A 15,459-nucleotide genomic window follows, 5' to 3' on the forward strand; every position below is an offset into this window, starting at 1 on the left:
CCGCTTTTTGTTCAGATTGGTTGTGCGTTCGTTTTGACTGAGAACTTCTCCACCGTTCCCGCCGACGACGAGGTCTCCTCGGCGCACGCCATCCAGGCCAAGTGGCAGAAGTACTGGGCCGACAACGAGACGTTCCTCACCGGCGGCGATGACGACACGCGTCCCCGTCGGTACGTGCTGGCGATGTTCCCCTACCCCTCCGGCGACCTGCACATGGGTCACGCGGAGAACTACCTGTACTCCGACATCGTGGCGCGTTTCTGGCGTCACCGCGGACACAACGTCCTGAACCCGATCGGGTGGGACTCCTTCGGCCTGCCCGCCGAGAACGCGGCCATCCGCCGGGGCGCCGACCCGAAGGAGTGGACCTACCAGAACATCGCCCAGCAGAAGACGGGCTTCCAGGCCTACGGCGTCTCATTCGACTGGAGTCGTGTGCTGCACACCTCCGACCCCGAGTACTACCGCTGGAACCAGTGGCTGTTCCTGAAGCTGTACGAGCGGGGTCTGGCGTATCGCAAGAAGAGCCCGGTGAACTGGTGCCCCAACGACCAGACGGTGCTCGCGAACGAGCAGGTCGTCGACGGACGCTGCGAGCGCTGCGGCGCCGAGGTCGTTAAGAAGAAGCTCACGCAGTGGTACTTCCGCATCACCGACTACGCCGACCGCCTGCTGGACGACCTGAACCAGCTGGAGGGCTTCTGGCCGTCGAAGGTGCTGCAGATGCAGCGCAACTGGATCGGCCGCTCCGTCGGCGCCGACGTCGACTTCCGCATCGAGGGTCGTGACGAGCCGGTCACGGTGTTCTCCACGCGCCCCGACACGCTGCACGGCGCGACGTTCTTCGTCGTCGCCCCCGACGGCGACCTGGCCGCCGAGCTGGCCGCCGAGGCGCCCGACGAGGTGCGCGAGCGCTTCCAGGGCTACCTGACGGAGGTGCAGAAGACCACCGACATCGATCGTCAGGCGACCGACCGCCCGAAGACCGGCGTGTTCCTGGAGCGCTACGCGATCAACCCGGTCAACGGCGAGAAGCTGCCGATCTGGGCCGCCGACTACGTGCTGGCCGATTACGGCCACGGCGCCGTCATGGCCGTGCCTGCGCACGACCAGCGCGACCTCGACTTCGCCCGCGAGTTCGGCCTGCCGATCAAGGTCGTCGTCGACACCACCGCTCCCATCACCGGCGCGATGCCCGTCATCGAGGTCGATGAGGACGGCGTGCCGATCGACACGATGCCCTCGCTCGACGACCAGCACCCGTCCGTCACCGGCACGGCGCTGACCGGCGAAGGCCGCATGATCAACTCCGGCGAGCTGAACGGACTGTCCAAGCGCAACGCGATCGCCCGTGCGATCGAGCAGCTCGAGGCATCGGGAACCGGCCGCGCCGCGAAGAACTACCGCCTGCGCGACTGGCTGATCTCCCGCCAGCGCTTCTGGGGCACGCCGATCCCGATGCTGCACGCCGACGACGGCCGCATCATCCCGGTCCCCGAGGACCAGCTGCCCGTGAAGCTGCCCAGCGTCGAGGGTCTCGACCTTTCCCCGAAGGGCGCGTCGCCGCTGGGTGCCGCCGAGGGCTGGGTGCGCACGGTCGACCCGGAGTCCGGCGACCCCGTGCTGCGCGATCCCGACACGATGGACACCTTCGTCGACAGCTCGTGGTACTTCCTGCGCTTCCTGTCGCCGAACAGCGACACCGTGGCGTTCGACCCCAAGCAGGCATCCCGCTGGGCGCCGGTGGACTCCTACATCGGCGGTGTCGAGCACGCCATCCTGCACCTGCTGTACGCGCGGTTCATCACGAAGGTCCTCTTCGACATGGGGCTCATCGACTTCACCGAGCCGTTCTCGAACCTGATCAACCAGGGCATGGTCATCCTCAACGGCACCAAGATGTCGAAGAGCAAGGGCAACCTGGTCCTCTTCCAGGAGGAGCTCGACGCGCACGGCGCCGACGCGCTGCGCGTCGGCCTGGCCTTCGCCGGCCCGGTGGAAGACGACAAGGACTGGGCGGACGTCTCGACGACGGGCGCTCAGAAGTTCCTGGCGCGCGCCATGCGCATCGCCGGCGAGGTGTCGAGCCCCGTGGACGTCGTCTTCGACGGCGGGGATGCCGCGCTGCGCCGTGCCACGCACAAGCTGCTGTCCGAGGCGCCGGCCCTCGTCGAGCAGACGAAGTTCAACGTGCTGGTCGCCCGGCTGATGGAGCTGGTGAACGTCACCCGCAAGACGATCGACGGCGCCGCGGGCGCCGCCGACCCCGCCGTGCGCGAGGCCGCCGAGACCGTTGCCGTGATGCTCGACCTCATCGCTCCGCACACCGCGGAGGAGATGTGGGAGATCCTCGGTCACGAGCCCTCCGTCGGTCTGGTGACCTGGCGCTCGGCGGACTCGGCGCTGCTCGTCGAGGACACGGTCACGGCCGTGGTCCAGGTGGGCGGCAAGGTGCGCGCCCAGCTCGAGGTGCCCGCCCGTATCGGCGAGGCCGAGCTCGAGGCCCTGGCCCGCGCCGACGAGCGCGTGATCCGATCGATCGGCGATAGGGAGATCGTGAAGGTCGTCGTGCGAGCCCCGAAGATCGTCAGCATCGTCGTCAAGGGCTGAGAGTTCGTCCACAGTCCGCGGGTGTCGGTGGCTTGTCCACCGGCCCCGGTCTTACGGCTCCTGAGCGTCCGTCCACGCCCCTAGCGTGGGCGGATGCCGCAGCCGACGTCGTCCTCCGCACCACGCACGCTCCGACTGAGCATCGGCGCTGCCGTCGTGCTCGGTCTCGTCGTGCTGTCGGCCGCGGTGGGCCTCGGGATCATGCGGGGTCAGGCCGCGCCGACGGAGTCCGTCCCGGTCGCCGATGCATCCGCCGCGCCGTCCGGCGACCTCTACGTGCACGTGCTGGGGGCGGTGCAGAGCCCCGGACTGTACGTGCTGGATCTGGATTCGCGGGTGGTCGATGCCGTGGCGGCCGCCGGGGGAACGACCGACCAGGCCGACCTCGCCGCCGTCAACCTCGCCAGGGTGCTCGCCGACGGGGAGCAGATCGTGGTGCCCTCGATCGGAGCGGGCGTCGAGGCGGGAGCGCCCGCGGCGCCGACCGATGACCGCATCGATCTGAACACGGCCGACCAGACCGCGCTGGAGACGCTGCCGCGGATCGGCCCTGCGCTGGCCGAGCGCATCATCTCCTGGAGGGAGGAGAACGGGCGATTCGGCTCGGTCGACGACCTGCTGGCGGTACCGGGGATCGGAGAGAAGCTGCTCGCCGGCATCCGCGACGGAGTCCGGGTGTGAGGCGCGACCTGCGCCTGCTGCCGGTGGCGGGTGCGACGTGGGGAGCGGCACTCCTCGGAGTGTTCGCACCGGAGGCCGCACCCTGGGTTGCCGGAGGAGGGGTGCTCGGGGCTGTCATCGCGGTGGTGCTCGGATCGGTGCGCTCGTCGGCGAGCGGATCGGGTCTGTCGGCGGTCGTCCTCTCCGCAGCGGCAGCCGCGTCGCTGGCGGTGTGCGTCGCTCTTCCGGCCAGGGACGCCGCCGATGCATGGGACGGCAGGTTCGTCGAGGCGACCTGCGAGATCACGTCCTCCGCGTCGGTGGGTCGCGACGGGCGGCTGTGGGTGGATGCCGAGCTCACGGGCATCGGGTCACCGGGCGACGTGCGACCTGCGTCAGCGCCGGTGCGGCTCGGTCTCGACCCCGGGGAGGGATACGACCTCGGCGCCGCCGTCCGCGTACGGGGAGAGGCCGCATCGACCGACCCGGGGGAGCGCGGAGCGCTCGTGGTGTTCTCGAGCTCTGCCGCGATCGAACGTCCGGCAGCGGGGATCTTCGCGGTCGCCGCGGGCGCCAGACACGAATTCATCGCGAGGTCGACGCGGCTGCCGGAACCCGGAGCCGGGCTGCTGCCCGGACTGGCCGTGGGGGATACGAGGGCGGTCGGCGCCGAGCTGAACGACGACATGCGGATCAGCGGACTGAGCCACCTCACCGCGGTGTCGGGAGCCAACTGCGCGATCGTGGTCGGTGCCGCGTTCTGGCTGGTGGCGCTGTGCGGGGGAGGGCGGAGGCTGCGCGTGGTCCTCGCGGCGCTCGCGCTGGCCGGTTTCGTCGTGCTCGTCACACCCGAGCCGAGCGTCGTCAGAGCGGCCGTCATGGCGGGCGCGGCCATGCTGTCGGTGCTGCTGGGGCGGCCGAGCGCGGGGGCGGGGCTCCTCGCTCTCTGCGCGAGCGCGATCCTGATCGTCGATCCCTGGCTCGCGGCGACACCGGGGTTCGCGCTGTCGGTGGCGGCCTCCGGCGCTCTCATCCTGCTCGCGCCCCCGCTCGCGAGAGGAATGACGCGATGGATGCCGCAGCCCCTCGCTCTGGCCATCGGCGTCCCGCTCTCGGCGCAGCTCGTCTGCGCCCCGATCATCGCCCTGTTCGCGGACCAGCAGTCGCTCGTCGGCATCGTGGCGAACATGATCGCCGATCCCGCGGCGCCCATCGCCACGGTGGTCGGGCTGCTCGCCTGTCTCGCCGCGCCGCTGCCGTTCCTGGCCGACGTGCTCGCGGCGTCGGCCTGGCTCCCCGCCGCGTGGATCGCCGCCACCGCTGAAGTGAGCGCCGAACTGCCGCTCGCCCAGGTGCCGCTCCTGCCCGGCATCGGCAGTTCCCTGCTCGTCGCCGTCCTCAGCGCCGCAGCGGCGCTGTTGCTGGTCCGGCCGAAGGAGAGGGTCGCGCTCATACGGCCGGTGCGCTGGGCGCGAGCCGCGGCGGCCGTCGTGATCGTCGTCGCCGTCGCGCTGGGCGGAGCGCAGGTTCTGCTCCGCGGACCGCTCGCGACGGCGACCAGCCCCGACGGGTGGGCGATCGCCGCGTGCGACATCGGACAGGGCGATGCCCTCGTCGTCCGATCGGCGGGCAGGACGGCGCTGATCGACACGGGCCCCGACCCCGGCCTGCTCGGGGGATGCCTGCGCTCTCTCGGCATCGAGCGCGTCGACCTGCTCGTGCTCACGCACTTCGATCTCGACCATGTCGGAAGCGTCGATGCCGTGCAGGGCCGGGTGGACCGGGTGCTGCACGGACCATCCGATGCACCTGGCGACGTCCGCCTGCTCCAAAGCCTGGCCGCAGGAGGCGCCCATCTCGTCGACGCGGCGGCCGGCCTCGAGGGAACGCTCGGCGACGCATCGTGGCGCGTGCTCTGGCCGCAGCGGGGTTCGTCGGCCTTCTCCGCCGGCAACGACTCCAGCGTCGTCGTCGAGTTCGGAGGCGGTGGCGTGCCGCGATCGCTGTTCCTCGGCGATCTCTCGGCGGAGTCGCAGCGGATGCTGCAGCGCACGGCGCATCTCGGCTCGGACATGACCGTCGTGAAGGTCGCGCATCACGGAAGCGCCGATCAGGACGCCGGGCTGTACGAGGCGCTGAGGCCCGCCGTCGCCGTGATCAGCGTCGGGGAGGGGAACGACTACGGGCACCCGAGAGCGGAGATCCTCGCGATCCTGCAGGCCGTCGGGGCGCACGTCCTGCGCACCGATCAGCGGGGTCGCATCCTGATCGGCCTGAAGGACGGCGCCGTCGAGGTCTGGACAGAGAGGAGCGTCGGCGGCCCCGGGTAGGCTGGAAACATGGCAGCTTCGCGTACTCCGGCCCGTGGGGGCGCCAAGCCCAGCAAGATCCGTCAGGTGCCGTGGCGCGAGCCGCAACCGGCCCCGGTCGTGCTGGTCTTCGGCCCGGAGGAGGTCTGCGCCGAGCGCGCGATCGCCGGTGTGCGCGACTACCTGCGGGCGGAAGATCCCGCGCTCGAGGTCAGCGATGTCCGTGCCGACGACTACGCCCCCGGCACGCTGCTCTCCCTCACCTCTCCCTCGCTGTTCGGCGAGCCTCGGCTGGTGCGGGTGTCAGGGGTGGAGAAGTGCTCGGATGCGTTCCTGCAGGAGGCCGTGTCGTACCTCGACCACCCGCAGGAGGGCGCCACGGTCATCCTCCGACACACCGGCGCGAGCGTGCGGGGCAAGAAGCTCCTCGACGCCCTCCGCGCCGGCACGGGCGACGGCATCGAGATCGCCTGCCCCGCGATCAAGCGCGACGGTGACAGAGCCGACTTCGCGGCGGGGGAGTTCAAGGCCGCGAAGAAGCGCATCGCCCCGCCGGCGCTGCGTGCGCTGGTCTCCGCCTTCTCCGACGATCTGACCGAGCTCGCAGCGGCGTGCCAGCAGCTGATCGGTGACGTCGAGGGCGACGTCACCGAAGACGTCGTCACCAAGTACTACGGCGGGCGCGTGGAGGTCTCGGCCTTCGTGGTCGCCGACACCGCCATCTCCGGACGATACGGAGAGGCGCTGGTCTCGCTGCGTCATGCCCTGGCCTCCGGCGCCGACCCGGTTCCGATGGTCGCCGCCTTCGCGATGAAGCTGCGCACCATGGCTCGTGTGGCAGGCAACCGTGAGCCCAGTCGGCAGCTCGCCCAGCGGCTCGGCATGAAGGACTGGCAGGTCGACAGGGCGCGTCGCGATCTCGCGGGGTGGAACGAGCGGTCGCTCGGCATGGCCATCCAGGCGACCGCGCGAGCGGATGCCGAGGTGAAGGGCGCCGCGCGCGACCCGATCTTCGCGCTGGAGCGCATGGTCACCGTCATCGCGACCCGCCAGCCGTTCGGAGAAGACGCATGAGACTCATCCTCATCCGCCATGGCCAGACGCCGAGCAACGTCATCGGCGCTCTCGACACCGGCCGCCCCGGGCCCGGTCTCACGTCTCTGGGAGCGCTGCAGGCTGCGGCGATCCCGGCGGCTCTCGCAGACGAGGCGATCGATGCCGTCTACATCTCTCCGCTGACCCGCACGGGGCTCACGGCTGCACCGCTCGCGGCTGCCCGCGGGCTCACCCCCGAGGTGGTCGAGGGGCTCGAGGAGATCAGTGCGGGCCGGTGGGAGATGCGCAGCGATCGGGAGGCCGTGCAGGCCTACGTCGGCGCGGCGCGGCGCTGGCTGACCGGAGACCCGGAGTTCGCGATCGAGGGCGGAGAGAGCGGTACGCAGTTCTTCGACCGCTACGACTCCGCCATCGCGCGAGTGGCACGGGAGAACGTCGACGGTGCAGCGGTCGTGGTCAGTCACGGTGCGGCGATCCGCGTCTGGGCGGCTGCGCGGGTGGGCGGTGTCGATCTCGAGGACGCCGTGCACTGGCGCCTCTACAACACGGGCATGTGCATGCTGGACGGCGATCCCGATGCAGGGTGGAGGCTCATCCGGTGGCAGCAGGAGCCGTTGGGCGGACTCGATCTCGAAGACGCCCTCGCACAGGACGTTCCGGCCGCGCCGGTCGGAGAGCCGGGGGAGCCGATCGCCACCGCTCCGTGACATCACCGTCGGGAAGCACCCCCGTCGCACGAAGAAGGCCCGTCTCGAAAGAGACGGGCCTTCTTCAGAAGCGGGGCTCAGAGAGCGGCAACCTGCTTGGCGATGGCCGACTTGCGGTTCGCAGCCTGGTTCTGGTGGATGACACCCTTGCTGACGGCCTTGTCGAGCTTGCGGGAAGCGGTCTTCAGCGCGGCCTCGGCAGCAGCCTTGTCGCCGCTGGCGACGGCGGCGCGGGTGGCGCGGACGTGCGTCTTCAGCTCGCTCTTCACGGCCTTGTTGCGCTCGTGAGCCTTCTCGTTGGTCTTGTTGCGCTTGATCTGCGACTTGATGTTTGCCACGTGTGGACGCTTTCTGTACAGGAGTTGTTTCGGAAATGCCGGCCGGAGAAGAGGGCTCCTGCGCGACGGTCGTGAGGGAAGAACCCACACGCAAGCCAAGAGTCGAGTCTACCAGCATCCGACACCATCTCCCTAAACGGGTGTCGAGTTGCGGAACTCAGTCGCGCACGGGGCGGTACTGGGTGCAGAATCATCACTATCCCGACACTGACGTCAAGGACCCTTCATGACACTCGCCCTCCCGCCGGGCCTCCGGTTCTCCGCAGCCACCTCCGCGTTCCAGATCGAAGGATCGCGAACAGCCGACGGCAGGGGGAGATCGATCTGGGATGACTTCCTGGAGCGTCCAGGGGCGATCATCGACGGCAGCACCGCTGAACCCGCGTGCGACAGCTACCGTCATCCTGAGCAGGACGTGGCTCTGGCCGCGGGCCTCGGGCTCGACCGCTACCGGTTCTCCATCCAGTGGGCGCGCATCCAGCCGGACGGCTCGGGGCCCGGGAACAGCACGGCGCTCGACCACTACTCGCGATTCGTCGACCTCCTTCTCGATGCCGGGGTCACGCCGTTCCCGACGCTCTTCCACTGGGAGATGCCGAGCGCCGTCGAGGCCGACGGAGGCTGGTTGAACCGCGACACCGCATCGCGATTCGCCGAGTACGCAGCACTCGTCGTCGATCGCCTCGGGGATCGGGTGAGGCACTGGTACACCCTCAACGAACCGGCCATGATGACGCTGCAGGGCTATGCCACCGGCGCTCTCGCCCCGGGGAAGCAGCTGCTGTTCGGGGCGCTCCCCACCGTCCACCACCAGCTTCTCGGGCATGCCGGAGCAGCCGCCGTGCTCCGCGCGAGTAGGGCCGCGAGCGTCGGACTCGTCAACAACCACACCTGGGTCCTGCCGCTGCGCGACTCGGAGGAGGACGCGGCGGCCGCGTTCACGTACGATCTCGTCCACAACCGGGTCTTCAGCGAGCCGCTGCTCGACGGCGTCTACCCCGATCTGGAGGCGCTCGGTCTGCCGAGCATGCCCGTGCAGGACGGCGACCTCGAGAGCATCCACGGCTCCATCGACTTCTACGGCATCAACTTCTACAACCCGACCACGGTGACGACAGCGGATGCCGACAGCCCGATCCCCTTCGACATCGTGCCGACACCCGGAGTGCCGGTGACCGGCTTCGGACCGGAGTGGCCGATCATGCCGAGCGCGCTCCGCGATCTCCTGATCGATCTCAAGAGACGGCATCCGCAGCTGCCGCCGGTCATCATCGGCGAGAACGGCGCGTCGTTCCCCGAGCCGGAACGGGCGGGACGCGTCGACGACGATGACCGCATCTCGTACCTGAAGGGCCATCTGGAAGCGGTCGCCGAGGCGATCTCCGCCGGAGTCCCGGTCGAGGAGTACACCGTGTGGTCGCTGCTCGACAACTGGGAGTGGGCCGACGGCTACACCCAGAGGTTCGGTCTCGTCCACGTCGACTTCGAGACGGGGGAGCGCACCCCCAAGGCCTCGTACGACTGGTATCGCGAGCTGATCGCGGCCCTCCGCCGCGGGACGGAGGAGAGGCGGTGAGCTCTTCGACGAAGGTCGGCGCCCGATGGATGTCGCTGTTCACGCTCGCCTGGCTGGCGATCTGGACGGTGCAGCTCACCCCTGTCCAACTGCTGCTCCCGCTGCAGTTGGACACCCCGGAAGACGACTGGATCAGGGGAGTCGTCTCGTCCGGGCTCGTGCTCGGCATCGGAGGCCTGGCGGGCATCGTGGCCGGCCCCGTGGCGGGCGCCCTCTCGGATCGTGCGGGGGCAGGCCGCCGTCGTCGCCGCCCGTGGGCGCTCGGCGGCGTCTGGCTCACGGTCCTCTGCCTGATCCTCACCGGCTTCACCGAGGGGCCGTGGGCGGTCGGAGCGGCCTGGGTTGGTGTGTCCATCGGCGTCGCCGTATCGTCCGCGGCGTTCACCGCGCTGATCGCCGATCAGCTGCCGCCCACGCAGCGGGGCGCCGCATCGGCGGCGGTGGGCTCGAGCCAGGCCGTCGGCATCGTGCTCGGCGTCGGACTCGTCGTGCTGCTCGGGCTCGGCATCCTCTCCGGGTATCTGCTGCTCGCCGGCATCATCGCCGTCGTGGGGACCGCCGCGGCGGTGCTGCTTCCCGACCCGCCCGCGTCCGAGGCCCTTCTGCCGACGCGTGGCGAAGGGCGGCTGCTGGCGTCGCTGCGAGATCGGGATTTCGCCTGGATGCTGTCGGGGCGCCTGGTCGCCAACGTCGGCAACGCCCTCGGCACGGCCCTGTTCCTCTTCTTCCTGCTGCACGGGCTCGGCCAGCCGAACGCCGAGGCGCAGGACAACCTCCTGCTGCTGATCGTCGTCTACACCGTGTTCGTGGTGATCGCCTCCGTGCTCACGGGCGTGATCTCCGACCGCACCGGGAATCGCCGCGCTCTCACCGTGGCCTCGACCCTCGTGCAGGCGTCGTCCGGAGTGCTCATCGCTCTCGTCCCGACTTTCGAGGCGACGATGGTCGCCGCCGCGCTCATGGGGCTCGGCTACGGAGCTTTCTCGACGGTCGGCCTGGCGTTCGCCGCCGACTTGCTGCCCGACGAGAAGGACCATGCGCGGGACCTGGGCATCGTGAACGTCACCGCCGCGCTCGGACAGCTCATCGGCCCCGTGCTCGGAGCCGGTCTCGTCGCGCTCGTCGGCGGCTTCTGGCTCGTGTTCGTGATGGCAGCCGTGCTGTCCGTGGTCGGGGGCATCCTCACCGCCTTCGCGCGGCAGCGGGTGCGTCAGGCCTGAGCCTCGATCGTCGCGATCGCGAGCTGCAGGGCCGCGTTGAACACCCGTGGGCGCATCGCGGTGACCAGGTGGGTCGTCCGTGGGACCACGATGAGCTCGGCGTGTGGGGCGAGCCGCTGGAACAGCCCCTCGTTGACCCGCAGCTGGTCGTACTGGCCGTTGATGAACCAGAGCGGGATGCGGATCCTCTCGACGGCGGAGGCGATGTCCAGCGTGGTGAGGCTGCGCAGGGCGGCGTCCTGAGTGTCGAGAGCGTACCCGCCCGCGGCGAAGTCGGACCGGGTCTCCAGGGGGATCGTCGCGTCGAGGATCTTCTCGGTGAGCCAGAGGCCCCGGTCGGGGAGCGAGTTCACCGCTCCGGCGATGAGACGGTAGGCCGCCAGACCCGCGCCGTGGGGGAGTGAGGTGCAGGATGCCGCGATGAGACCCGTGACCGGCGGTGTCTGCGCGCCTCCCGTATAGGCGAGCGACAGCAGGCCGCCCATCGAATGCCCGACGAGCAGTACGGGTCCCTTCTCCGCCGCCGCCCGCACGGCGGCGTCGATCGTGTGCAGCGCCTCGTGCAGGGTGAAGTCCTCGTGCAGACGCGTGCCATGTCCAGGGAGGTCGACGGCGGTGGCGGTCATGCCGCGCTCGTCGAGATAGGCGAGCTGAGATCGCCACATCGTCGCAGATGTGCGGATGCCGTGGACGAAGACGATCTGGACGCTCACGGACTCAGCTTAGATAGGCCCTCCGACAACGCGAAAGCGGGGCCGGTGGATGTCCACCGGCCCCGCTCCCTTCTCTCAGATCAGAGAGTTACTTCTGCCATCCGAAGTCCTCGATCGGCGTGACGCCGAAGAGGTCCAGGCCGACGTACGGCCAAGGCGTGAGGTTCGCCAGGCCGTTCTTGACCACGTAGATCGACGGGCCGTTGTAGAGCGGGATGACGCCCCACGTCTCGTCGATGATCTTCGGCTCGAGCTTCTCCGCCGCGGCGGTCCAGCTCTTCGCGTCCTTCTGCGACTCGACGTCGTCGGCGATCTGCTTGTCGATGTCGGCGTTGCCGGTGCCCGACAGGTTCAGCTCGCTCTCCGAGCAGTAGAGCTGGCACATCCAGGCCGGTCCGAACGGGTCGGAGTCGCTGAAGCGCAGGCCGGCGATGTCCCAGTTCTTGGTCGGGAGGTCCTTGGCGAAGTCGGCGGAGGCACGCACATCGACCTTGACGTCGATGCCGATCTCCTTCTCCTGCGCCTGCAGCGACTTGGCGAGAGCCTCCTGCGTCGGGTCGGAGCCGAACACCGGGTAGACCACGCTCAGCTTGACGCCGTCCTTCTCGCGGATGCCGTCAGAGCCTTCCTTCCAGCCGGCGTCGTCGAGGAGCTTCTTGGCTGCCTTGACGTCGTGCTTCAGGCCGGCCTCGGCGAACGCGTCGACGTAGCCTTCCTGGAACGCGTACATGTTCAGCGAACCGGCGGCGGGCTCTTCGTAGCCGAGGCCGTTCCAGGCGATCTGCTTCTGCTGGTCGATGTTGATGCCCAGGAAGAACGCCTTGCGGACGTTGACGTCCTCGAACTGCGGCTTGTCGCCGTCGAGCATCAGGATCGTCTTCGCGGTCTGCTGGGCGCGGCGCACGACCGTGTCCTTGACCGACTTGACCTGCTCGAGGCGGTCCTTGGAGTTCGCGCCGACCATGTCGATCTCGCCGTTCTTGAAGGCGTTGATCGCGGCGTCGGGCTCGAGCTGCTGGAAGGTCACCTTGTCGAGCAGAGGAGCGTTGCCCCACCACTCGGGGTTCGGCTTGAACGAGATGAAGCCCTTGTTGGCGTCGAACTCGTCGACGATGTACGGGCCTGCACCCCACTCGGAGTGCGGGTTGCCGATGTACGCGTTGTTGAACGTGTCGACGTCGGCGTGCTTCGGGTTCAGGACGCCACCGGTGAGGAACACCATGGACGGCCAGGCGTAGATGCCGTCGAACGTGACCACCGCGGTCTTCGCGGTGTCGCCCTGCTCGACCGACTTGACCTGCTTGTAGCCGTCGGTCGCGTTGGGGCTGTAGCCCTCGTCGGACGAGCGGTTCGCCTTCCAGGTCGCGTCGATGGCAGTCCAGTCCATGTCGGTGCCGTCGTTGAAGTGCGCCTTGTCGGTGAACGTGAAGGTGACGGTCGTGTTGCCGTCCTTCTCGCCGATCTCGTACTTGTCGAGGTAGGCGTCGTTCTTGTAGACCTCGCCCTCCGGCTTCACCAGCAGGATCTGCGGCATGTAGAAGTACCAGAGCGTCGAGGTGTCGGCGACTCCGTCGCCGTGGAAGGCGTTGAGCTGCTCGGGGATGCCGTTGATGCCGAGGTGGACTTCGCCGCCCTCCTTCATGTCGGCCCGAGCCTGGGGGTTGTAGTCGGCGGACTTGGTTTCGACCGGCTTCTCCGAACCGTTCCCGCCACCGGTGTTTCCGGATCCGCTCGCGCAACCCGCGAGGGCGAGTGCGAGGACGCCGCTGATCGCGACAGCCCCCAACAACTTCTTGTGCTTCATGGTGCTCCTTTCGCCTTTCGGCGTTTCATAAAGGGAAGAATAGTTCGCTGTTGATCACCGCACAGCGGCGGACAGTGAATACCGGCTAACCGTTATCGGACGGTGACCAGACCTCGCAGCGGCATCCGCTCAGACCGTCGCAGGCTTCGTCGACATGGTCTCCGGGTCGAACACGACGCGCTGACGCGTGCGCTCGATGTCCGGATCCGGCACCGGGATCGCCGACAGGAGAGCCTTGGTGTAGGGATGCTGCGGGTTGTCGAAGACGTCGTCGACGTCGCCGTGCTCCACGAACTCGCCGAGGTACATCACGGCGACGCGATCGGCGATGTGCCGCACGACGGACAGGTCGTGTGCGACGAACAGGTACGACAGACCCAGCTTGACCTTGAGCTCGTCCAACAGGTTGATGACGCCGGCCTGGATCGACACGTCCAGCGCCGACACCGGCTCGTCGAGCACGACGATCTTCGGGTTCGTCGACAGGGCTCTCGCGATGCCGATGCGCTGGCGCTGCCCGCCGGAGAACGCCTGCGGGAACCGGTCGCTGTGCGCGGGATTGAGGCCGACCAGGTCCATCAGCTCGTCCACGCGTCGGTGGACCTCGGCCTTGGGCGTGCCGATCGCGCGCATCGGCTCGGCGATGATGTCGGCGACGGTCATGCGCGGGTCGAGTGCGCCCATCGGGTCCTGGAACACGATCTGGATGTCGCGGCGGAGCTCGCGCTCGATCTTCCTGCTGTGCAGCTCGTTCACGCTGGTGCCCGCGATGACGATGTCACCGTCTTCCTGCTTGACCATGTCCATGATCTGCAGCAGCGTGGTGGTCTTGCCCGAGCCGGACTCGCCGACGATCGCCATCGTCTCGCCCTCGCGGACGTCGAAGCTGATGCCCTTGATCGCCTGGACCTCGCCCACCTTGCGCTTGAGGAACGCGCCCTTGAGGAGCGGGAAGGTCTTGGTGAGGTTCTTGACCTCGAGCGTCACGGGGCGCTCCTCGCGCGGTGTGCGGGTCAGGTCGCTCTCGGGGATCACCCTGGCGGGGAAGACGGGGAGGCCGCCGAGCAGACCGCCGTCCTCGATCTCCTGCGAGCGGATGCACGCGGCCAGATGACGCTCGCCCGTGCCGGTCGACACCGGCAGCAGTTCCGGTTCGCCCGCGCGGCAGGCGTCCATCGCGATCGGGCAGCGGTCGGCGAACGGGCACGCATCGGGGAGGTTGATCAGCAGCGGCGGGTTCCCCTTGATCGGGGTCAGCGGCTCCTTCTCGGCCTTGTCGACGCGGGGGATCGCCCCCAGGAGTCCGATCGAGTACGGCATCCGCGTGCGGTGGAAGAGCTCTCGGGCGGGTGCGTGCTCCACGGGCTTGCCGGCGTACATCACCATGACGTCGTCGGCGGTGCGCGCCACCACGCCCATGTCGTGGGTGATCATCATCACCGCGGCGCCGGTCTCGTCCTGCGCCTTCTCGATCAGATCGAGGATCTGCGCCTGGATCGTCACGTCGAGAGCGGTCGTCGGCTCGTCGCAGATGATGAGCTTGGGGTTGTTGGCCATCGCGATCGCGATCACGACGCGCTGGCGCATGCCGCCGGAGAACTCGTGCGGGAACGACTTCATGCGCCGCTCAGGGAACGTGATACCCACGAGCGTCAGCAGCTCCACCGCGCGATCCCATGCGTCCTTCTTGGAGAGGCTGCGGTGCACCGTGAGCGCCTCGATCAGCTGGTCGCCGACCGTGAAGACGGGGGTGAGGGATGTCAGCGGGTCCTGGAAGACCATGGACATGCCGTTGCCGCGGATCACGGACAGCTGCTTGTCCGACTTGCCGATCAGCTCCTGCCCGTCGTAGACGATGGAACCGGTGACCTTCGCGTTCTCGTCGAGGAGGCCCATGATCGCGAGAGACGTGACGGACTTGCCCGAGCCGGACTCGCCGACGATCCCGAGGGTCTTGCCGGCCTCCAGATCGAAGGAGACGCCGCGCACGGCGTCGACGCGGCCGGCCTCAGAGGCGAAGCTGACCCGGAGGTCGCGGACGGAAAGGACGGTGCTCATGCGCGGCCTCCCGCTGCAGACGTGGGATCGAGGGCATCACGCAGGCCGTCGGCGACGAGCGCCATCGACACGGTGAGAAGGGTGAGGGCCGCGGCGGGGAAGTAGAACAGCCAGGGCGCGGTCGTGAGGCTGCTGGAGCCGGTGCCGATGAGCGCGCCCAGCGAGACATCGGGGATCTTGACGCCGAAGCCGAGGAAGGACAGACCCGTCTCGGTGACGACGGCGTTGACAACACCGAGGGTGAAGTTGATCACCAGGAGGGATCCGATGTTCGGCAGCAGGTGGCGGAGGACGATCCTCATGCCGCCGACGCCCATGTAGCGGGCGGCGCTGACGTACTCGCGTTCACGCAGGGAGAGCGCCATGGTCCAGATCACCCTGGCGGGGAAGTACCAGCCGATCACGAAG

Annotated in this window: 12 protein-coding genes; 7 read left to right on the plus strand and 5 right to left on the minus strand. The window is 68.8% G+C overall.

All coding sequences use genetic code 11. The features are described 5' to 3' along the window. The first annotated feature begins 33 nt into the window (after positions 1–33). The 5 genes from leuS (at position 34) to CQ047_RS09370 (ending at position 7,342) form a co-directional block, all read left to right on the plus strand. Positions 34–2,610 (plus strand): leucine--tRNA ligase, encoded by a 2,577-nt coding sequence (leuS, locus tag CQ047_RS09350; RefSeq protein WP_105674521.1) that lies wholly within the window; start codon positions 34–36, stop codon positions 2,608–2,610. Between the two features lie 93 nt (positions 2,611–2,703). Beyond that, on the plus strand, positions 2,704–3,291 hold the full coding sequence (locus CQ047_RS09355) for a ComEA family DNA-binding protein (RefSeq protein ID WP_105674522.1): 588 nt from the start codon (positions 2,704–2,706) through the stop codon (positions 3,289–3,291). Next, positions 3,288–5,600 carry a ComEC/Rec2 family competence protein gene (locus tag CQ047_RS09360; protein ID WP_258132572.1) on the plus strand — a complete coding sequence of 771 codons (2,313 nt, stop codon included), beginning with the start codon at positions 3,288–3,290 and terminating at the stop codon, positions 5,598–5,600. Before CQ047_RS09355 ends, CQ047_RS09360 begins: the two co-directional genes overlap by 4 nt. 9 nt (positions 5,601–5,609) lie before the next feature. Next, positions 5,610–6,653: a DNA polymerase III subunit delta gene (gene holA, locus CQ047_RS09365; RefSeq protein ID WP_105674524.1), complete on the plus strand. Its 1,044-nt coding sequence runs from the start codon at positions 5,610–5,612 to the stop codon at positions 6,651–6,653. Beyond that, positions 6,650–7,342: a histidine phosphatase family protein gene (locus CQ047_RS09370; RefSeq protein WP_105674526.1), complete on the plus strand. Its 693-nt coding sequence runs from the start codon at positions 6,650–6,652 to the stop codon at positions 7,340–7,342. The genes holA and CQ047_RS09370 overlap by 4 nt, the downstream gene beginning before the upstream one ends. Before the next feature lie 77 nt (positions 7,343–7,419). Here the strand turns inward: CQ047_RS09370 and rpsT are convergent, their stop codons facing one another. Beyond that, a complete protein-coding gene (rpsT, locus tag CQ047_RS09375) occupies positions 7,420–7,680 on the minus strand; it encodes a 30S ribosomal protein S20 (protein WP_105674528.1) in 261 nt (86 codons plus the stop codon). 226 nt (positions 7,681–7,906) lie between these two features. Between rpsT and CQ047_RS09380 the strand changes: the two genes are divergently transcribed. Both CQ047_RS09380 and CQ047_RS09385 read left to right on the plus strand, forming a co-directional pair. After that, positions 7,907–9,256: a GH1 family beta-glucosidase gene (locus CQ047_RS09380; protein ID WP_105674530.1), complete on the plus strand. Its 1,350-nt coding sequence runs from the start codon at positions 7,907–7,909 to the stop codon at positions 9,254–9,256. Between the two features lie 29 nt (positions 9,257–9,285). Continuing rightward, on the plus strand, positions 9,286–10,476 hold the full coding sequence (locus tag CQ047_RS09385; RefSeq protein WP_219844606.1) for an MFS transporter: 1,191 nt from the start codon (positions 9,286–9,288) through the stop codon (positions 10,474–10,476). Here CQ047_RS09385 and CQ047_RS09390 read toward each other — a convergent pair. The 4 genes from CQ047_RS09390 to CQ047_RS09405 all read right to left on the minus strand — a co-directional run. After that, entirely contained in the window at positions 10,467–11,189 is a 723-nt protein-coding gene (locus CQ047_RS09390) for an alpha/beta fold hydrolase (protein WP_105674534.1), read from the minus strand. The two genes, CQ047_RS09385 and CQ047_RS09390, sit on opposite strands and share 10 nt — an antisense overlap. Positions 11,190–11,277: 88 nt before the next feature. Then, the gene (locus CQ047_RS09395) at positions 11,278–12,993 is read right to left on the minus strand and encodes an ABC transporter family substrate-binding protein (RefSeq protein ID WP_105674536.1); all 1,716 of its coding nucleotides are present in this window, start codon (positions 12,991–12,993) and stop codon (positions 11,278–11,280) included. 129 nt (positions 12,994–13,122) lie between these two features. Next, positions 13,123–15,051: an ABC transporter ATP-binding protein gene (locus tag CQ047_RS09400; protein WP_105674538.1), complete on the minus strand. Its 1,929-nt coding sequence runs from the start codon at positions 15,049–15,051 to the stop codon at positions 13,123–13,125. After that, on the minus strand, positions 15,048–15,459 hold a 412-nt coding region (locus CQ047_RS09405; RefSeq protein ID WP_146114309.1), incomplete at its 5' end, for an ABC transporter permease. The genes CQ047_RS09400 and CQ047_RS09405, both read right to left, overlap by 4 nt.

Origin of the sequence: Microbacterium sp. MYb72, from assembly GCF_002979415.1 — a bacterium.
Taxonomy (GTDB): Bacteria; Actinomycetota; Actinomycetes; order Actinomycetales; family Microbacteriaceae; genus Microbacterium; species Microbacterium natoriense.